General features: G+C 72.9%; 19 protein-coding genes and 1 pseudogene. 9 read left to right on the top strand and 11 right to left on the bottom strand.

Annotation, left to right across the window (positions count from 1 at the left end; translation table 11 throughout):
- Positions 1–39: 39 nt before the first annotated feature.
- The 5 genes from ACFYX4_RS20930 to ACFYX4_RS20910 all read left to right on the top strand — a co-directional run bounded on the left by ACFYX4_RS20930 (position 40) and on the right by ACFYX4_RS20910 (position 8587).
- Positions 40–1107 carry an LLM class flavin-dependent oxidoreductase gene (locus ACFYX4_RS20930; protein WP_389335075.1) on the top strand — a complete coding sequence of 356 codons (1068 nt, stop codon included), beginning with the start codon at positions 40–42 and terminating at the stop codon, positions 1105–1107.
- A gap of 493 nt (positions 1108–1600) precedes the next feature.
- Complete coding sequence (locus ACFYX4_RS20925) at positions 1601–2506, top strand: S1 family peptidase (protein ID WP_389335072.1); 906 nt, start codon at positions 1601–1603, stop codon at positions 2504–2506.
- 255 nt (positions 2507–2761) lie between these two features.
- Positions 2762–3844, top strand: coding sequence for a S1 family peptidase (locus tag ACFYX4_RS20920; RefSeq protein WP_389335069.1), 1083 nt, complete (start codon positions 2762–2764; stop codon positions 3842–3844).
- Positions 3845–4052: 208 nt separating this feature from the next.
- Positions 4053–7604 carry a DNA polymerase III subunit alpha gene (locus tag ACFYX4_RS20915; protein ID WP_389335066.1) on the top strand — a complete coding sequence of 1184 codons (3552 nt, stop codon included), beginning with the start codon at positions 4053–4055 and terminating at the stop codon, positions 7602–7604.
- The gene (locus ACFYX4_RS20910; RefSeq protein ID WP_389335063.1) at positions 7601–8587 is read left to right on the top strand and encodes a hypothetical protein; all 987 of its coding nucleotides are present in this window, start codon (positions 7601–7603) and stop codon (positions 8585–8587) included. Before ACFYX4_RS20915 ends, ACFYX4_RS20910 begins: the two co-directional genes overlap by 4 nt.
- 42 nt (positions 8588–8629) lie before the next feature.
- Here the strand turns inward: ACFYX4_RS20910 and ACFYX4_RS20905 are convergent, their stop codons facing one another.
- The gene (locus ACFYX4_RS20905) at positions 8630–9004 is read right to left on the bottom strand and encodes a cupin domain-containing protein (protein ID WP_389335061.1); all 375 of its coding nucleotides are present in this window, start codon (positions 9002–9004) and stop codon (positions 8630–8632) included.
- A 104-nt stretch (positions 9005–9108) separates the two neighbouring features.
- On the opposite strand from ACFYX4_RS20905, the gene ACFYX4_RS20900 reads away from it, so the two are divergent.
- The gene (locus ACFYX4_RS20900; RefSeq protein ID WP_389335058.1) at positions 9109–9552 is read left to right on the top strand and encodes a MarR family winged helix-turn-helix transcriptional regulator; all 444 of its coding nucleotides are present in this window, start codon (positions 9109–9111) and stop codon (positions 9550–9552) included.
- A 170-nt stretch (positions 9553–9722) separates the two neighbouring features.
- Positions 9723–10631, top strand: a complete 909-nt coding sequence (locus ACFYX4_RS20895; RefSeq protein ID WP_389335056.1) for an esterase/lipase family protein — start codon at positions 9723–9725, stop codon at positions 10629–10631.
- A gap of 81 nt (positions 10632–10712) precedes the next feature.
- On the opposite strand, the gene ACFYX4_RS20890 is transcribed toward ACFYX4_RS20895, so the two are convergent.
- From ACFYX4_RS20890 to ACFYX4_RS20875, 4 genes are all read right to left on the bottom strand, one after another.
- Positions 10713–11771: a lytic polysaccharide monooxygenase gene (locus ACFYX4_RS20890; RefSeq protein ID WP_389335053.1), complete on the bottom strand. Its 1059-nt coding sequence runs from the start codon at positions 11769–11771 to the stop codon at positions 10713–10715.
- A 147-nt stretch (positions 11772–11918) separates the two neighbouring features.
- Complete coding sequence (locus tag ACFYX4_RS20885; RefSeq protein ID WP_389335050.1) at positions 11919–12053, bottom strand: hypothetical protein; 135 nt, start codon at positions 12051–12053, stop codon at positions 11919–11921.
- Between the two features lie 131 nt (positions 12054–12184).
- On the bottom strand, positions 12185–12718 hold the full coding sequence (locus ACFYX4_RS20880; RefSeq protein WP_389335047.1) for a DUF402 domain-containing protein: 534 nt from the start codon (positions 12716–12718) through the stop codon (positions 12185–12187).
- Positions 12699–13628 carry a GNAT family N-acetyltransferase gene (locus tag ACFYX4_RS20875; RefSeq protein WP_389335044.1) on the bottom strand — a complete coding sequence of 310 codons (930 nt, stop codon included), beginning with the start codon at positions 13626–13628 and terminating at the stop codon, positions 12699–12701. Before ACFYX4_RS20875 ends, ACFYX4_RS20880 begins: the two co-directional genes overlap by 20 nt.
- Before the next feature lie 70 nt (positions 13629–13698).
- On the opposite strand from ACFYX4_RS20875, the gene ACFYX4_RS20870 reads away from it, so the two are divergent.
- On the top strand, positions 13699–14076 hold the full coding sequence (locus ACFYX4_RS20870; RefSeq protein WP_389335041.1) for a GntR family transcriptional regulator: 378 nt from the start codon (positions 13699–13701) through the stop codon (positions 14074–14076).
- A gap of 53 nt (positions 14077–14129) precedes the next feature.
- On the opposite strand, the gene ACFYX4_RS20865 is transcribed toward ACFYX4_RS20870, so the two are convergent.
- From ACFYX4_RS20865 to ACFYX4_RS20840, 6 genes and pseudogenes are all read right to left on the bottom strand, one after another.
- The gene (locus tag ACFYX4_RS20865; protein ID WP_389335038.1) at positions 14130–14906 is read right to left on the bottom strand and encodes a DUF72 domain-containing protein; all 777 of its coding nucleotides are present in this window, start codon (positions 14904–14906) and stop codon (positions 14130–14132) included.
- Between the two features lie 72 nt (positions 14907–14978).
- Positions 14979–16073 carry a DUF5925 domain-containing protein gene (locus ACFYX4_RS20860; protein WP_389335035.1) on the bottom strand — a complete coding sequence of 365 codons (1095 nt, stop codon included), beginning with the start codon at positions 16071–16073 and terminating at the stop codon, positions 14979–14981.
- A 127-nt stretch (positions 16074–16200) separates the two neighbouring features.
- Complete coding sequence (locus ACFYX4_RS20855) at positions 16201–17001, bottom strand: polysaccharide deacetylase family protein (protein WP_389335032.1); 801 nt, start codon at positions 16999–17001, stop codon at positions 16201–16203.
- Positions 17002–17282: 281 nt separating this feature from the next.
- Positions 17283–18251 (bottom strand): annotated as a pseudogene (locus ACFYX4_RS20850) (glycosyltransferase family 2 protein); the annotation flags it as partial.
- A complete protein-coding gene (locus ACFYX4_RS20845; RefSeq protein ID WP_389335029.1) occupies positions 18248–19123 on the bottom strand; it encodes a glycosyltransferase family 2 protein in 876 nt (291 codons plus the stop codon). The pseudogene ACFYX4_RS20850 and the gene ACFYX4_RS20845, both read right to left, overlap by 4 nt.
- A 544-nt stretch (positions 19124–19667) precedes the next feature.
- Positions 19668–20876, bottom strand: coding sequence for a S8 family peptidase (locus ACFYX4_RS20840; RefSeq protein WP_389335026.1), 1209 nt, complete (start codon positions 20874–20876; stop codon positions 19668–19670).
- 307 nt (positions 20877–21183) lie between these two features.
- Between ACFYX4_RS20840 and ACFYX4_RS20835 the strand changes: the two genes are divergently transcribed.
- Positions 21184–21990 (top strand): SGNH/GDSL hydrolase family protein, encoded by an 807-nt coding sequence (locus tag ACFYX4_RS20835; protein ID WP_389335023.1) that lies wholly within the window; start codon positions 21184–21186, stop codon positions 21988–21990.
- The last annotated feature ends 17 nt before the right edge of the window (positions 21991–22007 follow it).

Below are 22007 nucleotides of genomic sequence, written 5' to 3'. Positions count from 1 at the left end.
CTCCCACCGACCGACATCCGGAAAAAGGGGTGCTCCGAGATGACTTCCTCGCCCGGCCGCGGCCTGCTGCACCTGGCCGCCGCCGTCGACCAGCCGAGGGTGGACGACATCGGCCGTCACGTCGAGCTGGTGCGGCTCGCCGAGCGCGGCGGGCTCGACTTCGTGACGCTGGACGACGGCTCCCACGGCCGCGGCGGCTCTGCCGGCTCTGTCGGCTCCGCCGGCCCCGGCGGCTCTGATGGTCCTGGCGGCGCTGGCGGTCCTGGCGGTCCTGGCGGTTCCGGCCCGGACGCGCCGGCCGTGCTGTCCCGGGCGGCGGCCGTCACGCACCGCGTCGGACTGGTGCCGACGGTCGCCGTCGCGCACACCGGGCCCGCCCGCGTCCGGGCCGCCGTCGCCGCCGTCGCCGCGCTCGACCGGGTCAGCCGGGGCAGGGCCGGACGGTGGATCGAGGTGGCCGCCGCCGAGGACGAGGCCCGCCTCGCCGACCGCGGCCCCGCCGCGCCGCCGACGGCACTATGGCGGGAGACGGAGGAACCGGCCTACGCCGACGCGGAGTTGTGGGAAGGCGGGGAGGGCGACACCGAACGGGGCCGTCCCGTGCGGGTGATCGACGCGACCGAGGGGCACGCCCGCGCCGTCGCCGCCCGGTACGCCGACGTCGCCCTGGTGCGGGCGGCGAACTCCGCCCAGGCCCGTGCCGTACGGGACGAACTGCGTGCGGCGGCGCGGGAGTCGGGGCGCGACCCGGGCTCCCTGCGCGTCCTGGCCGCCCTCTTGATCGACCTCGGGGACGGCGAGCACGCCGCCGAACCGGGCCACGGCGGAGGCGGCCCCCGGCAGAGCGCCCGGGGCCCGCTCTACCGGGGCGGCCCCGTCGACCTGGCCGACCTGATCAGGACCTGGCACCAGGACGGCGCCGCCGACGGCTTCCATCTGACCCCCGTCGAACCGCGCCGCGATCTGGAACGACTCGTCAACGGCACGGTGGCGCTGCTCCAGCACCGCGGACTGTTCCGCACCTTCTACCCGGGCAGCACGCTGCGCGAGCACCTGGGCCTGTCCCGGTCCGCCCCTCGGTACGCCGTGCCCGGGGGAGCGTCATGAACGCCCCACGGGCCGCGCACCGGTAGATTCTTCTCCCGCGCGGCACGCCGCACGAAAGCTCATCGGCGGGCGACTTCCGGACACCCCCGGGACATGGGTGGCCGAAGGGGAAGGGGTGACGCCGACCGCGACCGACGCCGACGGGCTCGCCGCCGACGGAGAGCCGCTCGCGGGGCTTCGAGTGAGCGTGCGGTACGACGGCTCGCCGCGCGGCCGTGCTCTGCGGCGACCGGGGCGGGGAAGCGCAACCCGGTCCGAGGCGGGACAAGGGGGCGCAACGGGGCCCAACGGGGGCCCAACTCCCACAGTCGGTTCAAAGGTTGACGGCCGAAAGGCGCCCTTGCGCCGACCGTCCGTTCGGCCGAATACTCCCCCACAGCGCTTGTCAGGGGCATTACCTGTCCGAATTTCGGACATGTGGGCGTCCTCGACTGCGCCTCACGGGCCCCGACCCCCACGCGGGCCCCCGACTTCCCCTGGGAGGGAACGAAACGTGAGGATCAAGCGCACCACCCCCACCAGCGGCATCACCAGACGGACCCGGCTGACCGCCGTCGCCACCGGGTTCGTGGCCGCGGCCGCCATCGCGATTCCCCACGCGAGCGCGGCGGACGTCACCCCCTTCAGCGCCGCCGAACTCGGCAGCGCCAGCGGCGCGGTGCTCAAGGCCGACATCCCGGGCACCGCCTGGACGGTCGACGCCAAGACCAACCGGGTCGTCGTCACCGCCGACAGTACGGTGTCGCAGGCCGAGATCGCGAAGATCAAGGAGCAGGCCGGCGCCAACGCGGACGCCCTGACGATCAAGCGCACCGACGGCAAGTTCCAGAAGTACATCCAGGGCGGCGACGCGATCTATGCGAGTAGCTGGCGCTGTTCCCTGGGCTTCAACGTCCGTGACAGCGCGGGGAACTACTACTTCCTGACCGCCGGTCACTGCACCGACGGCGCGGGCACGTGGTACTCCAACTCCGGCCGCACCACGGTGCTCGGTCCGACGTCGGGCTCCAGCTTCCCGACGAACGACTACGGCATCGTCCGCTACACCAACACCTCGATCGCCAAGGCGGGCACCGCCGGCGGCGTCGACATCACCCGTGCGGCCAACCCGACCGTGGGCACCACCGTCTACCGCGACGGCTCGACCACGGGCACCCACAGCGGACGCGTGACCGCGCTCAACGCGACCGTCAACTACGGCGGCGGCGACGTCGTCTACGGCATGATCCAGACCAACGTCTGCGCCGAGCCCGGTGACTCCGGCGGCTCGCTCTACGGCAGCAACGGCGTGGCCTACGGTCTGACCTCCGGCGGCAGCGGCAACTGCACCTCCGGTGGCACGACGTTCTTCCAGCCCGTGGTGGAGGCCCTGAACGCCTACGGCGTCAGCGTCTTCTAGTACGGCGGCGCCCCACGACAGGCGGCAGCGGACGAGCCCCCGCACGCGCGATCGCGTGCGGGGGCTCGGACATGCGTGCTTGTGCCCGGGTGGTGAAGAAGCGGAGGGCGCGCGGTGGTCACCGTGTGCGCTTCCGGAAGTCGACCTTGTGTGCTCCCTGTGGGGTTGGGAAGAGTGGGCGGTCGTCGACCAAGCCTTCCGGTCCGCGGCGGTCCCCACAACCGTGCGGGCCGACCCCCCACAGGAGGACACGAGTTGAAGCATCGACGCATACCCGGGCGACGGGCCGTCATGGCGGGAGCGGGCGTGGCCGCCCTCGTCGCCGCGGGAGTCACCTTCCAGACCGCGAACGCCAGTGAGCCCGCGCCCACTTCGCAGCCCCGGCTGCTGAGCGCCCTCGCGGCCGGGAAGCTCGCCTCGACCCTCGGCCAGGACCTCGGCGCCGACGCGGCGGGCACCTACTACGACGCGAAGACCAAGAGCCTCGTGGTGAACGTGCTCGACGAGGCCGCCGCCAAGACCGTCGAGGCGGCCGGCGCGAAGGCCAGACTGGTGGAGAACTCCCTCGCCGAGCTGAGGAGCGCCCGCACGGCGCTCACGAAGGACGCCACCATCCCCGGCACTTCCTGGGTCACCGACCCGACCGCCAACAAGGTCGTCGTCACCGCCGACCGCACGGTCTCCGCCGCCGAGTGGGCCAAGCTCGCCGAGGTCGCCGACGGTCTCGGCGCCACGGTGGAACTCCAGCGCACCAAGGGGGAGTTCAAGCCCTTCATCGCGGGCGGCGACACCATCACCGGCGGCAGCGGGCGCTGCTCGCTCGGCTTCAACGTGGTCAAGGGCGGCGAGCCGTACTTCCTGACCGCCGGTCACTGCACCGAGTCCATCACCACCTGGTCGGACTCCTCCGGCACGCGGATCGGCGCGAACGAGACCTCCAGCTTCCCCGGCGACGACTACGGCCTGGTCAAGTACACCGCCGACGTCGAGCACCCGAGCGAGGTGAACCTCTACAACGGCTCGACGCAGTCGATCACCGGCGCCGCCGAGGCCACCGTCGGCATGCGGGTCACCCGCAGCGGCTCGACGACCCAGGTGCACTCCGGCACGGTCACCGGCCTGGACGCCACCGTGAACTACGGCAACGGCGATGTCGTCAGCGGCCTCGTCCAGACCGACGTCTGCGCCGAGCCCGGCGACAGCGGCGGCTCCCTCTTCTCCGGCAGCAGCGCGATCGGCCTCACCTCCGGCGGCAGCGGCGACTGCACCTCCGGCGGGGAGACGTTCTTCCAGCCGGTGACGGAGGCGCTCTCGGCGACAGGCGCCCAGATCGGCTGACCCGCCCGCCCACCCTCCGAACCCACCGAGGTCCCGCCCCGAGCACGAGGGGGCGGGGCCTTCTGCGTGTTCCCGGTGCGTTTTCGCAGGTGAGGGGCGCTCGGACGGCAGTCGTACAGATGTTCGGGAATTGGTCTATGGTGGGGGTGAGGGGTTAGGGAACAGATGTTCGAGAGTCGGTGTGGGCTCACGAGTGCGGGAGGTGCGTGTGCCGGGGTTCTCGCATCTGCGCACCGTCTCCGGGTTCTCCCTGAGGTACGGGGCCTCCCATCCGGAGCGGCTGGCCGAGCGTGCCTTCGAGCGGGGCATGGACGCCCTCGCTCTCACCGACCGCGACACCCTCGCCGGGGCGGTCCGCTTCGCCAAGGCCTGCGCCAAGGCCGGTGTGCGCCCGCTGTTCGGCGCCGACCTGGCGGTGGCGGGACCCGAGCCCGTACGGAAGGAAGGGCCCGCACGAGGGGAGAGGCGCCGCACCCCCGTGCGCGGCGGCGCCTTCCTCGACGAGTCGGGCCCCCGCGTCACCTTCCTCGCCCGCGACGGCGCCCGGGGCTGGGCCGACCTGTGCCGGCTCGTCACGGCCGCCCACGCGGGGGAGGGCTCCCCGCTGCTGCCCTGGGCGGACAACGGTGGAGACGGCCTGACCGTCCTGCTCGGCCCCGCCTCCGACGTCGGCCGCGCCCTCGCCGCGGGCCGCCCCGACCGCGCGGCCAGGCTCCTCGTCCCCTGGCGGGAGATTTACGGCGACGCCCTGCGCCTGGAGGCCGTCTGGCACGGCCGCACCGGCACGGGACCCGGCTCGCTGCGCCTGGCCGCCCGCACCGTCGGCTTCGCCGCCGAACAGCGGATCCGCCCGGTGCTCAGCAACGCCGTCCGCTACGCCGACCCCGGCCAGGGCCCGGTCGCCGACGTCCTGGACGCCGCCCGCCGGCTGGTGCCGATCGACCCGACCGGGGAACTGGACTCGGGGGAGGCCTGGCTGAAGGGGCCGGACGCCATGCTGCGGGCCGCCGAGCGGATCGTGGAGGCCGCCGGCTTCCGGCGCGACACCGCCCACCGTCTGCTGGAGCAGACCCGGGCCACGGCCGCCGAGTGCCTGGTCGACCCCGAGGACGACCTCGGCATCGGCGCCGTCCACTTCCCCGAGCCGCACCTCGTCGGGGCCGGCCGCCGCACCGCCCAGCGGACCCTGGCCTCGCGGGCGGCGGCGGGGATGGTGCTGCGCGGCTACGACGGGCGGCGCGCGTACTGGGAGCGGATGCACCACGAGCTGGACGTCATCGCCCACCACGGCTTCGCCTCCTACTTCCTGACGGTCGCTCAAGTCGTGGACGACGTACGGGAGATGGGCATCCGGGTCGCCGCGCGCGGCTCCGGGGCGGGCTCGCTCGTCAACCACCTCCTCGGCATCGCGCACGCCGACCCGATCGAGCACGGGCTGCTGATGGAGCGCTTCCTGTCGAAGGAGCGGGTCGTGCTGCCCGACATCGACGTCGACGTGGAGTCCGCGCGCCGTCTGGAGGTCTACCGCGCGATCATCGGCCGGTTCGGCGCCGAGCGCGTCGCGACGGTCGCGATGCCGGAGACCTACCGGGTCCGGCACGCGATCCGGGACGTCGGCGCGGCCCTGTCCATGGACCCCGCCGACATCGACCGCCTCGCCAAGTCCTTCCCGCACATCCGCGCGCGCGACGCCCGCGCGGCGCTGGACGAGCTGCCCGAGCTGAAGGCGCTCGCCGGGGAACGGGAGAAGTACGGAAGGCTGTGGGAGCTGGTCGAGTCCCTCGACGCCCTCCCGCGCGGCGTCGCCATGCACCCCTGCGGAGTGCTCCTGTCCGACGCCTCCCTGCTCTCCCGCACGCCGGTCATGCCGACCAGCGGCGAGGGCTTCCCCATGTCCCAGTTCGACAAGGAGGACGTCGAGGATCTCGGGCTGCTCAAGCTCGACGTGCTCGGCGTGCGGATGCAGTCGGCGATGGCGCACGCGGTCGCGGAGGTGGCGCGGGCGACAGGGGAGCGGATCGACCTGGACTCGCTCCCGGAAGGGGACCCGCGGACGTACCGGCTCATCCGGTCCACCGAGACGCTCGGCTGCTTCCAGATCGAGTCGCCGGGCCAGCGGGACCTGGTCGGGCGGCTCCAGCCGGCCGGCTTCCACGACCTGGTCGTCGACATCTCGCTGTTCCGGCCCGGCCCGGTCGCCGCCGACATGGTGCGGCCGTTCATCGAGGCCCGGCACGGGCGCGCGCCGGTGCGCTACCCGCACCCGGACCTGGAGGAGGCGCTGAAGGGCACCTACGGGGTCGTCGTCTTCCACGAGCAGGTCATCGACATCGTCGCCGTCCTGACCGGCTGCGGGCGCGGCGAGGCGGACCGGGTGCGGCGCGGGCTGTCGGACCCGGAGTCGCAGGGGCGGATCAAGGTGTGGTTCGCCCAGCACGCGGCGGCGAGGGGATACAGCGCGGAAACGATTCAGCGCACCTGGGAGATCGTCGAGGCCTTCGGCTCGTACGGCTTCTGCAAGGCGCACGCGGTCGCCTTCGCCGTGCCGACGTACCAGTCGGCGTGGCTGAAGGCGCACCACCCGGCCGCCTTCTACGCGGGGCTGCTCACCCACGACCCCGGGATGTACCCCAAGCGGCTGCTGCTGGCGGACGCGCGGCGGCGGGGGGTGCCGGTCCTGCCGTTGGACGTGAACCGGTCGGGGGTCGCCCACCGTATCGAACTGGTGTCTGAATCACCGTCCGGGGCCGCCTCCGGGGTCGGTGCGTGGGGGCTTCGGCTCGCCCTCTCCGATGTGCACAACATCAGCGAGGCCGAGGCGAGGCGGATCGCGGACGGACAGCCCTACGCCTCACTGCTCGACTTCTGGGAACGGGCCCGCCCGAGCCGCCCGCTAGCCCAACGCCTCGCTCAAGTAGGCGCGTTGGACGAGTTCGGGGCCAACCGACGCGACCTGCGACTGCACTTGACCGAGCTGCACCGGGGGTCCCGCGGCGCGGGCGGCGGCCAACTCCCGCTGGCCGGAGGGCGGAAGACGGCTCCGGCCGGGCTGCCCGACCTCACCTCGGCGGAGCGGCTCAGCGCCGAGCTGGGCGTGCTGTCCATGGACGCCTCGCGCAACCTGATGGACGACCACCGGGAGTTCCTGCGCGAGCTGGGCGTGGTCTCGGCCCGGCGGCTGCGCGAGACGCGGCACGGGGAGACGGTGCTGGTGGCGGGCACCAAGGCGGCCACCCAGACCCCGCCGATCCGTTCCGGCAAACGCGTCATCTTCAGCACCCTGGACGACGGCACCGGCCTGGTCGACCTCGCCTTCTTCGACGACTCCCACGACGCCTGCGCCCACACCGTCTTCCACTCCTGGCTGCTGCTGGTGCGCGGGGTGGTGCAGCGGCGCGGCCCGCGCAGCCTCAGCGTGGTGGGCGCCGTCGCCTGGAACCTGGCCGAACTGCTGGAGGTGCGGCGCGAGGAGGGCCTCGAAGGGGTCGCGGCCCGGCTGGCCGAACCGGCCCTCCCCGCGCCCTCGGACGGCGAGGGGGACTCGCCGGGCGACGCCGACGGACCGGCGCGCAGACGGCTCGCCGGTTCGGACGGGCTGCCCGCGCCGGCCGGTTCCGCGGCCCAGGACGCGATGGAGCGGCGGCACATCCGCATGCCCACGGGGTACGAGATGCACCCCTGGGCCGATCTGCGCCCCGCGGGCGAAGGGCCCGCGGTGGGAAGGAAGTTGTGGCACCAGAGTCCGGGGAGTGCGGGATGACCATCCTCTGCGTACGTTTCCGTCCGCCGTCGGCACATGAGGTGGCGTTTCCTGAACTGCTCGCCCTGCTGGAGGAGTTCACCCCGGTCGTCGAGGCGCTGCCGCCGGACGGGGCGCTGGCCGATCTGCGGGGCGCCGAACGCTACTTCGGCCGCGGCGCGGTCGAACTGGCCTCGGTGATCCGGGTCCGCGCCCTCGCGCTGCACGGCGTCGACTGCGTGATCGGCGCCGGACCGGGCCCGACGCTCGCCCGTGTGGCGCTGCGGGACGCCCGGCCCGGGGCGACCTGCGCCGTGCCCGAGGATCCCGACGATCCCGAAGGCGCGGTACGGGAGTTCCTCGCCGGGAAGCCCGTCGCCGTGCTCCCCGGCGTCGGCGCCGCCACCGCCCGCACCCTGTGCGAGTACGGCCTCGACACCCTCGGCCGGGTCGCCGCCGCGCCCCTGTCCACGCTCCAGCGCCTGGTCGGCGCGAAGGCGGGCCGGGAACTGCACGAGAAGGCGAACGGCGTCGACCGCGGCCGGGTCGTCCCGAACGCGGTCTCCCTGTCCCTGGCCACCGAACGCCCCTTCCCGCGCGACGAGTTGGACCCGGTCCGGCACCGCAGGGCGCTCCTGTCGGCCGCCGAGGAACTGGGCGCCCGGCTGCGCGCCCTGGAGAAGGTCTGCCGCACCCTGACCCTCACCGTCCGTTACGCCGACCGGTCGTCCACCGCCCGCAGCCGCACCCTGGGGGAGCCGACCGCGCACTCCGCCGACCTGACGAGGACGGCGTACTCCCTCTACGAGGCGCTCGGCCTGCAACGCGCCCGGGTCCGCGCGATCGCCCTGCGCGCCGAGGGGCTCGGCCCCGCCGGCCGGGCCTCCCGCCAGCTCACCTTCGACCCCGTCGACGAGAAGGCCCGCCGTATCGAGGAGGTCGCCGACCGTGCGCGGGCGAAGTTCGGGCCGAGGGCGGTGATGCCCGGGGGACTGGCGGCCTGAGCGACCCCGGTGCCGGGCGGCCCACTTGGCACAAGGACAGGCTCAGTTGGCCCACGGGGGCGTGATCCGGGTGCCGTCGGCCAGCACCGCCTCCAGACCGAGGGAGGTGGTGACCCAGGTCAGCGCGGTGTGCCCGGTCGGGTTCGTCAGGCCCAGGGTGGCGCCGGCGTGGACGATCAGCGTGTCGCCCGCCGTGATCCGCTCGGTGCGGCCGTCGAGCGTGACGTCCAGCTCGCCGACGAGGAGATGGAAGATCTCCTCCCGGCTGACGGTGTGCGCCGGCGCCTTCGTCCCCGGCGGGATCTCGCCCCGCCAGGCGGCCAGTTCCCTGCTGCCGGTGAGCGGGGTGGCGTACGAGACGAAGCGGGCGCCGTGGATCTCGTGGGTGACGGCGTCGGCGGAGCGGACGACGGGCATGGAGGACTCCTCGCTCAGTGGATTTGGTCAAGCCGCTTGACCGACTGACAGGACCTTATGGTCAAGCAGCTTGACCAAATCGTCAAGGGTGTTTCAATGCAGGCGTGCAGAACTCCGAAGCCCTCGCCCTGTCCGCCGCCCTGCTCGCCGTCGCCGGCGACCTCACGCGCCGCATCGACGAAGGGGTGCGGGCCCGTGGGTTCGAGGGGCGGCCCGCCTACGGGTTCGCCTTCACCCGGCTCGCGCCGGACGGGGCGACGGTCACCGAGCTGGCCGTCCATCTGGGCGTCACCAAGCAGGCGGCGAGTCAGCTCGTCGACGAGCTGGTGCGCAAGGGGTACGTCGAGCGGGGGCCGCATCCCGACGACGCGCGCGCCCGGCTGGTCGTCCTCACCGAGCGGGGGTGGGCGTGCACCCGGGCGGCGGAGGAGGCCGCGGCGGAAGCGGTGCGGGCGTGGTCCGATGTGCTCGGCGAGAGTGAAGTGCGCGTGTTGCGCGACCGTTTGGGACGCATCGCCCCCTACGGTCCCGTCAGGCCCGCCTGGTGACGGAACGTCAGGAGCAGCACGGACACCGACTGTCACCGGAAGTTTTTACCGACGCGTAACTTCTCACTTCACCTACTCGCCCGTAACTTGACAAGTGAACAGCATCCTCGTGATCCGGATCACAGGCGTAAGGCCGTCGACCCTCCCTTGAGCCGCAAGGAGATCACGCGATGCTGCCCTGGAAGCGCCTGGCCAGACCCCTGGCCGCCCTGCTGCTGGCCACCGCGGCCCTCACCGCCACCGCCCCCGCGACCTCCGCCGCCCCCGCCACCTCCCTCTCCGCCGCCACCGCCTCCGAGTCGTCGTCCGCCGCCTCTTCGTGGGGCGGCTGGAACGACTACGACTGCGAGCCCTCCGCCGCCCACCCCCGCCCCGTCGTCCTGGTCCACGGCACCTTCGCCAACTCCGTCGACAACTGGCTCGCCCTCGCGCCGTATCTGACGTACCGGGGCTACTGCGTCTTCTCCCTCGACTACGGCCAGTTGCCGGGCGTCCCCTTCTTCCACGCCCTCGGCCCCATCGAGAAGTCGGCCGAGCAGTTGTCCGCCTACGTCGACCGGGTGCTCGCCGCGACCGGCGCCGCCGAGGCCGACATCGTCGGTCACTCCCAGGGCGGCATGATGCCCCGCTACTACCTCAAGTTCCTCGGCGGGGCCGCCAAGGTGAACGCCCTCGTCGGCATCGCCCCCAACAACCACGGCACCACCCTGGCCGGGCTCACCCACCTGCTGCCGTACTTCCCCGGCGCGGAGGACCTCCTCACCGCCGCCACTCCCGCCCTCGCCCAGCAGATCGTCGGCTCCGAGTTCATGACGAAGCTGAACGCGGGCGGCGACACCGTCCCCGGCGTCCGCTACACGGTCATCGCCACCCGGTACGACCAGGTGGTCACGCCGTACCGGTCGCAGTTCCTGAGCGGCGCGAACGTGCACAACGTCGTCGTCCAGGACCTGTGCGCGCTCGACCTGTCCGAGCACGCGCTGCTCGGGCTGACCGACCGGATCGCCTTCCACGAGGTGGCCAACGCGCTCGACCCGGCCCGCGCCACGCCCACGACCTGCGCGTCCGTCCTGAGCTGACGCGGGCCGTCTGCTGACGCAGATCGTTCTGCCGGGGCCTGACCGACCTGAGCCGCCGGTCAGGCCCCGGAGTCCGTCCGGTCAGCGGCCGTGCCGGCCGCCGACCGCGCGCCGCCGCACCGACAGGAACAGCGCCGCCGCACCCAGCGCCAGGACGGCGGCCCCGCCGACGGCGAGATACGGGGTGCTGCCGTCGCCGCCGGTCTCGGCGAGGTTCTGACCAGGGCGGGAGTCGGCTCCGGCAGCCTTCGGCCTGTCGGCCGCCGATGCCGCCGACGCCGCCGGGGTGGCGGAGGAGACGGACGTGGAGGGCGCGGAGGGCGTGTCCGAGGCCGGTCCTGGCGTCGGGTCCGTGGTGGTCGTGGCGTCGTGGCCGCCGTGGCCGCCGTGCTCGATCGTCGACTCGTCCGCGCCGTCCGCGCCGTCCGCGATCTGCTCCTCGGAGGGCGCGGAAGCGGACGGCGCCGGCGCGGATCCGCCCGCGCTCCCGCTCCCGCCTTCGCCCCCGCCGAAGACGACGTCCGAGCAGGAGTAGAACGCCTCCGGGCTGTCCGAGCGCTGCCACACCGCGTACAGCACATGCCGTCCCGAGCGCTCGGGCAGGCTGCCGGAGAACGTGTAGAAGCCGCCCGCGGCCACCGGGTCCACGGCCGTCGCCACCGGGCGCGCGAGGTCCAGGTCGGACCAGGCGAGCGGCTGTGCCGGGTCGTAGCCGGCCTTGGTGACGTGCACCGTGAAGGCGCCCTTGTGCGGAGCGGTCACGCGGTACTTGAAGGTGTACGAGCCGCCGCGCACGCTCGTCGCCGGCCAGTCGGCGCGGGCCAGGTCGAGGCCCTTGAACGCCTCGTTGTTCGCGCTGCACAGCTTGCCGTCGGGGATCAGCTGCTCATGGCGGCCGTTCGCGTCGCCGATGCGCACGCCGTTCCAGTCGTACAGCGCCTGCGTCCCGCCCGCCGCGACAACCGCCTCGCAGGCGTCCGACCTCGGGCTCTCGGGGCCCTCCGCGTAGCACTGGGCGACCCGGCTCACCGGGTCGCCCAGCGAGCCGTGCGCGACCGCGGGGGAGGCGGACAGCGCGGTCAGGGCCAGCGGGGTCAGTCCCAGGACGGCGACGACGGCGGCCTCACGGCGTGCGGACATGGTGGATCTCCTCGAACCGGCGGTGATGGGTGCCGGAACAAAGAAACCCTGAAAACCCCTGCTTGCGAACGGTCCTGGCGATCTTTAGGACCGCCTTAAGGAACCCCTGAGCCTGCGCTCAGACAGGAGGCTGCCGCGCTCGCGCTCTCAGCCGTCCGGCCACCAGGTGCGCGCGATGTCCTTGCGCACCTCGGGCCGTCCGGCGGGGCGCTCGTCCGCCTCTTCACGGAGCCGGCGGGAGTCCGTCTTCTTCAGGGGCTTCTGCACGGTCGTACGGCGCATGGCTGCCTCCTTCGGAGCTACCGGGTTCCGCGATTCCACGGAGGTAGACCCTTTTCCGGAGAGTTACTCATCGATGCCTGTTCTGTCAGTGGCGGGTGTCACACGACGTGGGTGTCCGTGGCGGGTGCGCCTCAGGTGAACAGCGACTGGAGACCGCCCTCGACCACGGCGAACGCCTCCAGCGCGGCCAGGGCCGCCAGGGCGGCCGCCGCGGCCTCGGGGTCCCGTTCGGCCAGTCCGCTCTCCGCGAACTCGTCCTCGTCCAGCCTGCGGACGTCGGTGCCGTCGGCGGAGCGCCACAGGTCCAGGTCGAGGTCCTCGACGACCAGCTCGGCGCCGGTGAGCATCGCGGGGCGGGTGATGTCGCAGTACCAGCCCTTCAGGACGCCGGACGGGTCGCGGACCTCCTTCACGGAGTACCACCGGTCACGCCAGTAGTGCTCCGTGAAGACGTCGCCCGGCTCGAACCGTACGAAGCCGAAGTCGCGTACGCCCTCGCCCGCCCAGGAGGCGCGGACGGCGATCCGCACACCGTCGTCGGACAGCACCTCGGCCGGGTAGCGGATCTTCGTCCGGCCTGCCTTGACCAGGACGACGTCCACGGCGTCCCCGTGACCGACGGCGGCGGCCCCGTGGCCGACGGCGTCAGCCGAGTGTGCGGACATGGCGGACCTCCGTCGCGCAGATCTCGTACCCGAACCACTCGTTGATCGCGAGCATCGGCCCGTTCCCGCTGTCGTTCCCGGTGAACGCCTCCCGGTAGCCCGCCGCGCGGGCGCGGTGCAGCGAGTCGTTCTTCGCCAGCTTGGCCAGGCCCCGGCCGCGGAACGCGCGGGCGGTGCCGGTCATGCCGCTGGAGTAGCGGGTCGCGCCGTCCGTGCGGGCCGCGGTGAACGCGGCGGGACGGCCGTCCACCACGGCGACCGTGCTCAGGCCGGTGTCGAGGAGCGGGTGCCGCCAGGTCTCCTCGATCCAGGCCTCGTAGTCGGTGATCTCGGCGCCGACGTCGCTCGGCTCGTCGGCGGTCGTCTCCGCGTCCAGCTCGAACAGCGGGCGGGGATCGTCGGCGAAGTCGGCGGCGGTGCGCAGTTCGACGCCGGGCGGGGGAGCCTGGAGCGGCGGCAGCGTCCCGTCCGCCAGGTCGAGGCGGAGGAAGTGGGCGGAGCGGCTCGCCCGGTAGCCGTGCCGCTCGGCGAAGCCGCGGTTGTCCGGCCCGTCCAGGACCCAGGCGTACACCCGGGTCGCGCCGTGCGCGCTCAGGTGCTCCTCGCCGACGCGGGTCAGCAGCGAGCCGGCGCCCCGGCGCGTCCGCCCGGGATGCACGTACACGTTGACGAAGCCCCGCCCGGGCTCCGGGCTCTCATGGGCGAGGCCGACCTGCGCCGTGCCGATGATCTCGCCGTCCTCCTCCGCGACGAGCTGCCGGAAGCGGGCGTCGGGATGGGTACGGACGAGGTCGTGGACCACGGACCGAGGGGTGGACACCATGAACGGCAGCGCGAGCCGTCGCACCCGGACGAAGCCCTCGACGTCCGCGGGCACCTCGGGACGCAGATCACGCACGATGACGGTCATGGCCCGCACGCTATGCGGCCGCCGCTTCGGCATGCCTCCCATTTTCCCGACGGTACGGGAGAATCGGGCCGTGACCTTGAAGATCGACATCCTTGAGGGCGCCGCGGGCGGCGCTCCCTACGAGCAGGTGCGGGCGCAGATCGCCGAGCAGGCGCGGTCCGGCGCGCTGCCGGTCGGCTACCGGCTGCCGACCGTGCGGGGGCTCGCCGAGTCCCTGGGGCTGGCGGCGAACACCGTCGCCAAGGCGTACCGGGCGCTGGAGACGGACGGGGTGATCGAGACCCGGGGCCGCAACGGCACGTTCGTCGCCGCCGCGGGCTCAGCCGCGGCGCGTGAACTGGCCGCCGCCGCTCAGACGTACGCGGAGCGGGCGCGCCGGCTGGGCCTCACGGAGGAGGAGGCGTCGGCGGCGGTACGGGACGCCCTGCGGGCGGCTTACGGGGAGTGAGGCCGGCACCGGGTTCACCGGCGTGCGTCGGGCCCATCGGGCGTGCGCCGGGCTCACCGGCCCACGAGGGAGCCCGGGGCGGGGACGCGGGTCGGGGTGAGGCCCGCTCGTTGCGCCGTCCTCCCGAACGCCACCGCGTCGCGCACCGCCGCTCCGCCCGGATCGTTGTTGAAGTACGCGTACACGTCCGCGTCGGCGGGCCAGGTCGTCGCGACGCGGTCGAGCCAGGTCTCCAGGGCCTGTCGCCCGTACCGGGGCCAGGGGTGCGCCCGGCCCTGGTGGAAGCGGACGTACCCCCAGTCCGCCGTCCGCCACAGCGGGGTGACCGGGCGGGACAGGACGTCGGCCCAGCACAGGGCCGCGCCTCGGGACTCCAGGACCTCGCGGACCGCCGGCGTCCACCACGAGTCGTGCCGGGGCTCCACCGCCACGCGCGTACCGGACGGGAAGCCGGCCAGACAGGCGTCCAGCAGCGCCGCGTCGCAGCGCAGGTTCGGCGGGAGCTGGAGGAGCACCGGGCCGAGCCGCGCCCCGAGCCCGGCCGCGTGGCTCATCAGGCGGTGCACCGGCTCCTCCGGGTCCTTCAGCCGCTTTATGTGCGTGAGATAGCGGCTGGCCTTGACCGCGACCGTGAAGTCCGGCGGGACGCGCTCGCCCCAGGACGCGAAGGTCTCCCGCGACGGGAGCCGGTAGAACGCGTTGTTGATCTCGACGGTGGCGAAGTGCGCCGCGTACTCCTCCAGCCAGCGCCGCACGGGCACGTCGGGCGGGTACAGGACGCCCCTCCAGTCCTTGTACTGCCACCCCGACGTGCCGACGAGCAGGGCCATGACTCCATCAAAGCACCACGCAACCCGTCACAGCACCCGCGGAACGCGGCACCCACGGAGTCCGTCAGGGCGCTAGAGGTACAGCCCGGCGTCCGCCCCGCCCCGCGGCTCCGGCAGCGACGTCGGGGACGTGCCCCGGCGCAGCGCGTACAGCTCCGCCAGGGTCGAGCCCTCGCGGCCGACGCCCTCCTCGGAGCCGAGCCACGCCACCGCCTCCGCGCGGGTCAGCCCGCCGACCTCGATCCGGGCCAGACAGCGGCCGGGGCGGACGACGGCCGGGTGCAGACGCTCCAGGTCCTCGTTGGTGGTGACGCCGACCAGGACGTTGCGCCCCTGGCCGAGCAGGCCGTCGGTCAGGTTCAGCAGCCGGGACAGCGCCTGGCCCGCCGTGTGCTTGGCCTCGCCGCGGATCAGCTCGTCGCAGTCCTCCAGCAGCAGGAGCCGCCAGCGGCCCTTGCCGGGGCCGTCCTCCTCGCCGATCGCGATGTCCATCAGGTAGCCGACGTCGGAGAACAGCCGCTCCGGGTCCAGGACGCAGTCCACCTGGCACCAGTCCCGCCAGGAGCGGGCGAGGGTGCGCAGCGCGGAGGTCTTGCCGGTGCCGGGCGGGCCGTGCAGGAGCAGCAGCCGGCCGGCGATGTCCTCCGGGGTCGTCGTCATCAGGCGGTCCATCGCGTCGGCCACCGGGGCGGTGTAGTTCTGCCGCACCTCGTCCCAGGTACCCGCGGAGATCTGACGCGTCGTGCGGTGCGGGCCGCGGCGCGGGGACACGTACCAGAAGCCCATCGTCACGTTCTCGGGCTGCGGTTCGGGCTCGTCGGCCGCGCCCTCCGTGGCCTCGCTCAGGATCTTGGCGGCCAGTTCGGGGCTGGTCGCGGTGACCGTGATGTCGGCGCCCCGGTTCCAGCGGGAGACCAGCAGGGTCCAGCCGTCGCCCTCGGCGAGGGTCGCGCTGCGGTCGTCGTCGCGGGCGACGCGCAGCAGGCGTGCGTCCGGCGGGATCAGGTCGGCGCCGGAGCGCACGCGGTCGATGTTCGCCGCGTGCGAGTACGGCTGCTCGCCCGTCGCGAAGCGGCCGAGGAACAGCGCGTCGACGACGTCGGACGGAGAGTCGGAGTCGTCGACGGTGAGCCGGATCGGCAGAGCGTCGTGTGGGTGCGCGGACATGCTGGCCATGATCCGGCACGCGGGGCCCGTGTGCACCCGGTTTCCGTGCTGCGCGTCGGTGTGTCGGATTCGTCCGGTCGCACGCGCGGAGGTCCCGACGGCCCGAGCGGCCGTCGGGACCGTCCGTTCACGAGACGGCGTCCGCCGCTCTGCGCCGGATCCGCCGGGTTCGGCGCACCACCGCGTACCCCTTGGTGAGGGCGCGGTCCCGGGCGAAGACGCGGGCGACGGCCCGGCCGTCGAGGAGCCGTACGAACTCCTCGGCGTCCGTGCCGCGCCGTACGGTCACCCGGCGCAGGGCGTACGGCCCCTGGGCGCGCCGCGCGAGGGAGTTGCCCACGGCGAGCGCCTGGGCGAAGCCGTGCTCCCGTACCGCCGTCCGCACTCGTCGGCTGGAGTAGCCGTACGGGTAGGCGAACGACGCCGGCGGGGCGCCCGACTCGGCGGCGACGATGTCCCGGCAGCGGGTCAGCTCGGCGCGCAGCGCGGTGTCGTCGAGCTGGTCGAGCTGCGGGTGGGTGTGGCTGTGGCCGCCGATCTCGACGCCGGCGTCAGCCAGTTCGCGCACCTGCCGCCAGTCGAGCATGGCGTCCAGGCCGCCGCCGGTGTCGTGAGCGCCCCGGATCCAGCCGGTGGACACGAACAGGGTGGCGGGGAAGCCGTGTCCGGCCAGCGCGGGGAGGGCGTGGCGGTGCACGCCCTCGTAGCCGTCGTCGAAGGTGATCAGCACGGGACGGTCGGGCAGGGGGCTGCCCGAACGCCAGCGCGCCGCCAGGTCGGCGGTGGTCATCGGCGTGAGGCCCCGCTCCGCGATCAGCGCCAGCTGCTCGCGGAACGCCTCCGGTGAGACCGAGAGAGCGCGGGTGGCGTCGTTCGGTTCGGCCGACACCGCGTGGTACATGAGGATCGGAACCTGAGCCTCCGTCACCCGCCCACCTCCTGCGAGGCCTCGACCGGATCCACCCCGGCGCCGGGCTGAGCGAGGGCTGCGGGTACCCCGGCACCGCGGGGTGCCACCGCGCCCTCGCGGTGCGCCCGGGTGGCGCGACTGCCCGTAGCTGGGGCGTCTGGTGCATCCGGCCCGGCGCCCTCGCCCGCCCGGGCGGCGCGACCGCCCGCAGTCGGGGCGTCCGGTGTGTCCGCCCCGGTGCCCTCGCGGTGTGTCCCGGTGGCTTGGCCGATCGCAGGTGCCGTGTCCGGTGTGGGGGCGATCCGCGGTGCTGTGAATCTCGTGTTGTTGCGGTGGGCCCTTATCGTGCCCACCGCGTAGCCGCTCGCCGCTGTCAGGACGCCGGTGACGATCGTGGCGGCGCGGCGGGCGCCGCCGGGGCGGGAGCGGAGGCGGTCGCGCAGGCCCCGGACCACTCCCGCCGGCAACACCCGGGTGGTGTACCGGCGTTCGGATTCGAGTCCCTTCTCCGCGCCGACGCTGCGGGCGACCAGGGCCTTGGACAGCCCCTCGGCGTAGGTGCGGGTGCGGAAGTAGGCGAAGCGCTCGCGGGCCTCGGGCACCTTGTGGTGGATCACCGCGCGGTCGTCCATGAGCAGGATCGCGTCAGGGAGGGCGCGGCTGAGCCGGATGCACAGCTCCGTCTCCTCCCCGCCCAGCGGACGCTTGTCGCCGTCCCGTCCGATCCCGGTGGCGAAGCCGCCCGCGAGGTCGAACGCCGTACGCCGGAACGAGGCGTTGCCGCCGAGGACGTTGCGCACCCGGACCAGGCCGGGCGGCACGCCCCGGTAGGAGCAGCCCACCACCCAGTCGAACTCGTCGGGGAACCAGACGGGCCGCCGGCCGGAGGCCCAGACGGGCAGGGTCCGGCCGCCGACGGCCATCACACGCGGGTCGTCGTAGCCGGCGGCGAACCGGCGGAGCCAGTCCCGTTCGGCCACGGCGTCGTCGTCGAGGAAGGCGATGACCTCGCCGCGCGCCGCCGCGATGCCGGTGTTGCGGCCGGCCGACAGCCCGCGCGGGCCCGCGTTGGGCAGCACCCGCACGTCACCGGTCTCGCCGTACTCCTTCGTCAGGCGGTCGAGTAGCGCCGGGTTGTGGTCGACGACCAGCAGGGTCTCCAGCGCCGGGCGGCTCTGCGCGCGCACCGAGGCGACCGCCGCGAGGATGTCCTCCCAGCGGTCCTCGGTGTACGCGCAGACGACCACCGACATGGCGGGCCCGCTCAAGACACCTCCCCCCGGACCGAGTCGAGCACGGGCGAGTCGAGCACGGGCGAGTCGAGCACGGGCGAGTCGAGCATCGGCGAGCGGCGGGCCGCGCGGCGCAACGCCCGCCGGTTGGACCGCTCCTTGAGGATGACCCGCAGCACCCGCAGCCCGTCGCGCACGGCGCGCAGATTGCTGACGCCGTGGATGCGCAGATACTCGTGGCTCGGGATCTCCTGCACCTTGAGTCCCGCCTTGACGACCCGGATGTTCATCAGGGTCTCGACCTCGAAGCCGGTGCAGTCGAGCTCGATCTTGTCGAGGCAGTGCCGCCAGAAGGCGTTGTAGCCGTAGCACAGGTCGGTGTACCGGGCCCCGAACTTGCGGTTGACGATCGCGCACAGCACCCGGTTGCCGAGCCGGCGGATGAAGGTCATGTCGTCGGTGCCGCCGCCGTTGGCGAAGCGGGAGCCCTTGGCGAAGTCGGCGCCGGAGACCAGCGCGGAGACGTACGACACGATCTCGTTGCCGTCGGCCGAGCCGTCCGCGTCGACCATGACGATGATGTCGCCGCTGCACGCCTCGAAGCCGGTGATCAGGGCGTCGCCCTTGCCCCGACCCTGCTGCCCGACGACCTTGACGCCGGGCCACAGGTTGCGCGCGACCCGCACGGTGTCGTCGGTGGAGTTGCCGTCGACCAGGACCACTTCGTGGATCCAGTCCGGCAGCGTCTTGAACACGTACGGAAGGTTCTCGGCCTCGTTCATCGCGGGGATGACCACGCTCACCGGCGGCGCGATGGCCAGGTGAGAGGAGATGGGCCGGTACTTGCCGACGGTGGACGGAGCCTCGAAATCCTGGCCCTGTGTCGCCGGTTGAAGAACGGAACTCATGAGTCTGGTCCCTCTCGTCCGGTGGGCCGCCCGCCCCTGGGCGGCCCGGAATCCGCGTCCGGTTCGAAAGGGGGGTTGGTTCTCACCCACGGCCGCACGGCATGACGGAAGACCTCTCCGCCCGGCCCCGCGACACGGCACACGGAGGACTTCTCCGCACGCCGGGTGAGCTGGCATTGCTGGTCGGCCCCGGAGAAGAATGGCAGCCGACTGCGCGGCACGGCCCGATGACAAGTGCGCTCACCGAGCTCGGCACCCCCCTGCCGCGCCCCGCGCCGGAGACCATCGCGGTCCTTGAGCCCTCCCCTAGAGCCGCTTGCTGACGGTCCGATGCGGGTGAGATGTCTGACGGTATTGACGAATACGCCCGTATGGCAAGACCTGGAAAAGAACCTCACCTTTTTGTTCGTTTGACCGTTACACAGTGAGTCGTCCCCCGGCCGCCCCGGACTTCGTTAGTCATGGACCTGACACAAGCGTTCCCCGGAGGCAGCCTTCGCCTCCGGGGAACGGGGTCAACTCACCGCCGCTTCAGCGGCCCTGCTCAGGGAACGATCTTCAGCAGACGGTTCGGGGAACCGGTGCCCGGGCTGGTCACCTTGCCCGCGGTGGAGCCGTTGACCAGCGCCGTGGCGACCTGGGCCGGGGTGGCCGAGGTGTGGCCCGCCAGGTAGACCGCCGCCGCGCCCGCGACGTGCGGGGTCGCCATCGACGTGCCCGAGATGGTGTTGGTCGCGGTGTCGCTGGTGTACCAGCCCGCCGTGATGGAGGAGCCGGGGGCGAAGATGTCCAGGACCGAGCCGTAGTTGGAGTAGCTGGCCCTGGCGTCGGTGCTCGTGGTGGCGCCGACGGTGATGGCCTCCGTGACGCGCGCCGGGGAGTACGAGGAGGCGTTGGCGGAGCTGTTGCCCGCGGCGACGGCGTAGGTGACGCCGCTGGCGATGGACCGGCGCACCGCCGCGTCCAGGGTGGTGGACGCGCCGCCGCCCAGCGACAGGTTGGCGACCGAGGGGCCGGAGTGGTTGGCCGTCACCCAGTCGATGCCGGCGATGACGCCCGCCGTGGTGCCGGAGCCCGCGTTGTCGAGCACGCGCACCGCCACGATCTTCGCCTTCTTGGCGACGCCGTAGGTGGAGCCCGCGATCGTGGTGGCGACGTGGGTGCCGTGGCCGTTGCCGTCCTGCGCCACGGTGTCGCCTTCGACGGCGTCGTAGCCGTTGACGGCCCGGCCGGTGAGCTGGGTGTGGGAGATGCGCACGCCGGTGTCGATGACGTACGCCGTGACGCCGCTGCCGGCGGTGTCCGGGTAGGTGTACGTGGTGGACAGCGGCAGCGAGGTCTGGTCGATGCGGTCCAGGCCCCACGGCGCGCTCGACTGCGTGGTGTCGGCCACCCGGACCGTCTGGTCCTGCTCGACGGCGGCGACCGACGGGTCCGCGGCCAGTCTGCGGGCCTCGGCGGCGGAGAGGGTGGCGGTGTAGCCGTTCAGCGCGGCGCCGAACGTCTTCTTGACCGTGCCGCCGTACTCCTCGACGAGGTCGCGGCCCGTCGCGGAGGACGCCTTGAAGCCCGCGTCCTGCTTGAGCGTGACGATGTAGCTGTCCTTGACGGCGGTGGGGGAGCCGGCCGCCAGCACCCTGCCCTCGGCCGGTGCGGCCTGGGCGGGTATCGCGGTGAGCCCGCCGACGAGGGTGGCGGCCGCCACGGCGGCTGCGGCGGCGATGCGGACCTTGTTGCTGCGAAGTTCTGCCATTACGAGGGAGTCCTCCTCTAGGCGGCGCGCGCCTGGGTGGGGTGCGCGTCTGTGGGGGATGCGCGCGGAGTCGCGCACACGGCGTCGAGCGTCGCGGCGTTCCGCTCTCGGCTTGCGGCAAAGCCTGTGCCATCTACAGGCGTAGAACAAGGGGGTTGACGGGCCGTCAACAAATTTGACATGGCCACGCAATAAACCTGCCCGGATCAATCGTGTTACCGGTTGAAAAGCTTGGCATGGACACTTCCCGTCAACACGCGTAGTTGCTACGACGGTTGTGGCAGAGATCCTGCTAAAGGGAGGTTCCATGAGACGTTCCCGACTTGTCGTACTCCTGAGTTCGCTCCTCCTCGCCGCATGCGCCGCCCTCACCGGGGCGACCGCGGCCCACGCGTCCCAACTCGCCGCAACCGGCGGCTACGTGGCGCTCGGCGACTCCTACTCCTCCGGTGTCGGCGCCGGTGCCTACATCAGCTCCAGCGGCGCCTGCAAGCGCAGCAGCAAGGCGTTCCCGTACCTCTGGAACGCCGCCCATTCACCCTCGTCGTTCGCGTTCACCGCTTGCTCGGGCGCTCGTACGGGTGATGTTCTCTCCGGTCAGCTCGGCCCGCTCAGCGCCTCCACCGGGCTGGTCTCCATCACCATCGGCGGCAACGACGCGGGATTCGCCGACGTCATGACGACGTGTGTGACGAGCTCCGACAGCGGCTGCGTCTCCCGGATCAACACCGCACGCGCGTACGTCGACTCCACGCTCCCCGGCAAGCTCGACGGCGTCTACTCGGCGATCCGCTCCAAGGCGCCCAACGCGCGCGTGGTCGTCATCGGTTACCCCCGCTTCTACAAACTCGGCACGACCTGCCTGGGCCTGTCGGAGACCAAGCGCACCGCCATCAACAACGCCGCCGACCACCTCGACGCCGCCATCGCCAGGCGTGCCGCCGCCCACGGCTTCGTCTTCGGCGACGTCCGCACCACTTTCACCGGCCACGAGATCTGCTCCGGCAGCTCCTGGCTGCACAGCGTCAACTGGCTCAACATCGGCGAGTCCTACCACCCGACCGCGTCCGGTCAGTCGGGCGGCTACCTGCCGGTCCTGAACGGCGCGGCCTGACCACGGCCCGCCGATGA

This window comes from Streptomyces sp. NPDC002328, from assembly GCF_042890065.1.
Taxonomy (GTDB): domain Bacteria; phylum Actinomycetota; class Actinomycetes; order Streptomycetales; family Streptomycetaceae; genus Streptomyces.
This window is presented reverse-complemented; position numbering and strand designations above follow the sequence as displayed.

Excerpts from the sequence above, each read along its gene's own strand:
- ACFYX4_RS20930 (WP_389335075.1), top strand. The coding sequence starts at position 40 with ATGACTTCCTCGCCCGGCCGCGGCCTGCTGCACCTGGCCGCCGCCGTC.
- ACFYX4_RS20835 (WP_389335023.1), top strand. The coding sequence starts at position 21,184 with ATGAGACGTTCCCGACTTGTCGTACTCCTGAGTTCGCTCCTCCTCGCC.
- ACFYX4_RS20865 (WP_389335038.1), bottom strand. The coding sequence starts at position 14,906 with ATGGCCCTGCTCGTCGGCACGTCGGGGTGGCAGTACAAGGACTGGAGG.
- ACFYX4_RS20895 (WP_389335056.1), top strand. The coding sequence starts at position 9,723 with ATGCTGCCCTGGAAGCGCCTGGCCAGACCCCTGGCCGCCCTGCTGCTG.
- ACFYX4_RS20845 (WP_389335029.1), bottom strand. The coding sequence starts at position 19,123 with ATGAGTTCCGTTCTTCAACCGGCGACACAGGGCCAGGATTTCGAGGCT.
- ACFYX4_RS20860 (WP_389335035.1), bottom strand. The coding sequence starts at position 16,073 with ATGTCCGCGCACCCACACGACGCTCTGCCGATCCGGCTCACCGTCGAC.
- ACFYX4_RS20840 (WP_389335026.1), bottom strand. The coding sequence starts at position 20,876 with ATGGCAGAACTTCGCAGCAACAAGGTCCGCATCGCCGCCGCAGCCGCC.
- ACFYX4_RS20875 (WP_389335044.1), bottom strand. The coding sequence starts at position 13,628 with ATGACCGTCATCGTGCGTGATCTGCGTCCCGAGGTGCCCGCGGACGTC.
- ACFYX4_RS20880 (WP_389335047.1), bottom strand. The coding sequence starts at position 12,718 with ATGTCCGCACACTCGGCTGACGCCGTCGGCCACGGGGCCGCCGCCGTC.
- ACFYX4_RS20910 (WP_389335063.1), top strand. The coding sequence starts at position 7,601 with ATGACCATCCTCTGCGTACGTTTCCGTCCGCCGTCGGCACATGAGGTG.
- ACFYX4_RS20890 (WP_389335053.1), bottom strand. The coding sequence starts at position 11,771 with ATGTCCGCACGCCGTGAGGCCGCCGTCGTCGCCGTCCTGGGACTGACC.
- ACFYX4_RS20885 (WP_389335050.1), bottom strand. The coding sequence starts at position 12,053 with ATGCGCCGTACGACCGTGCAGAAGCCCCTGAAGAAGACGGACTCCCGC.
- ACFYX4_RS20905 (WP_389335061.1), bottom strand. The coding sequence starts at position 9,004 with ATGCCCGTCGTCCGCTCCGCCGACGCCGTCACCCACGAGATCCACGGC.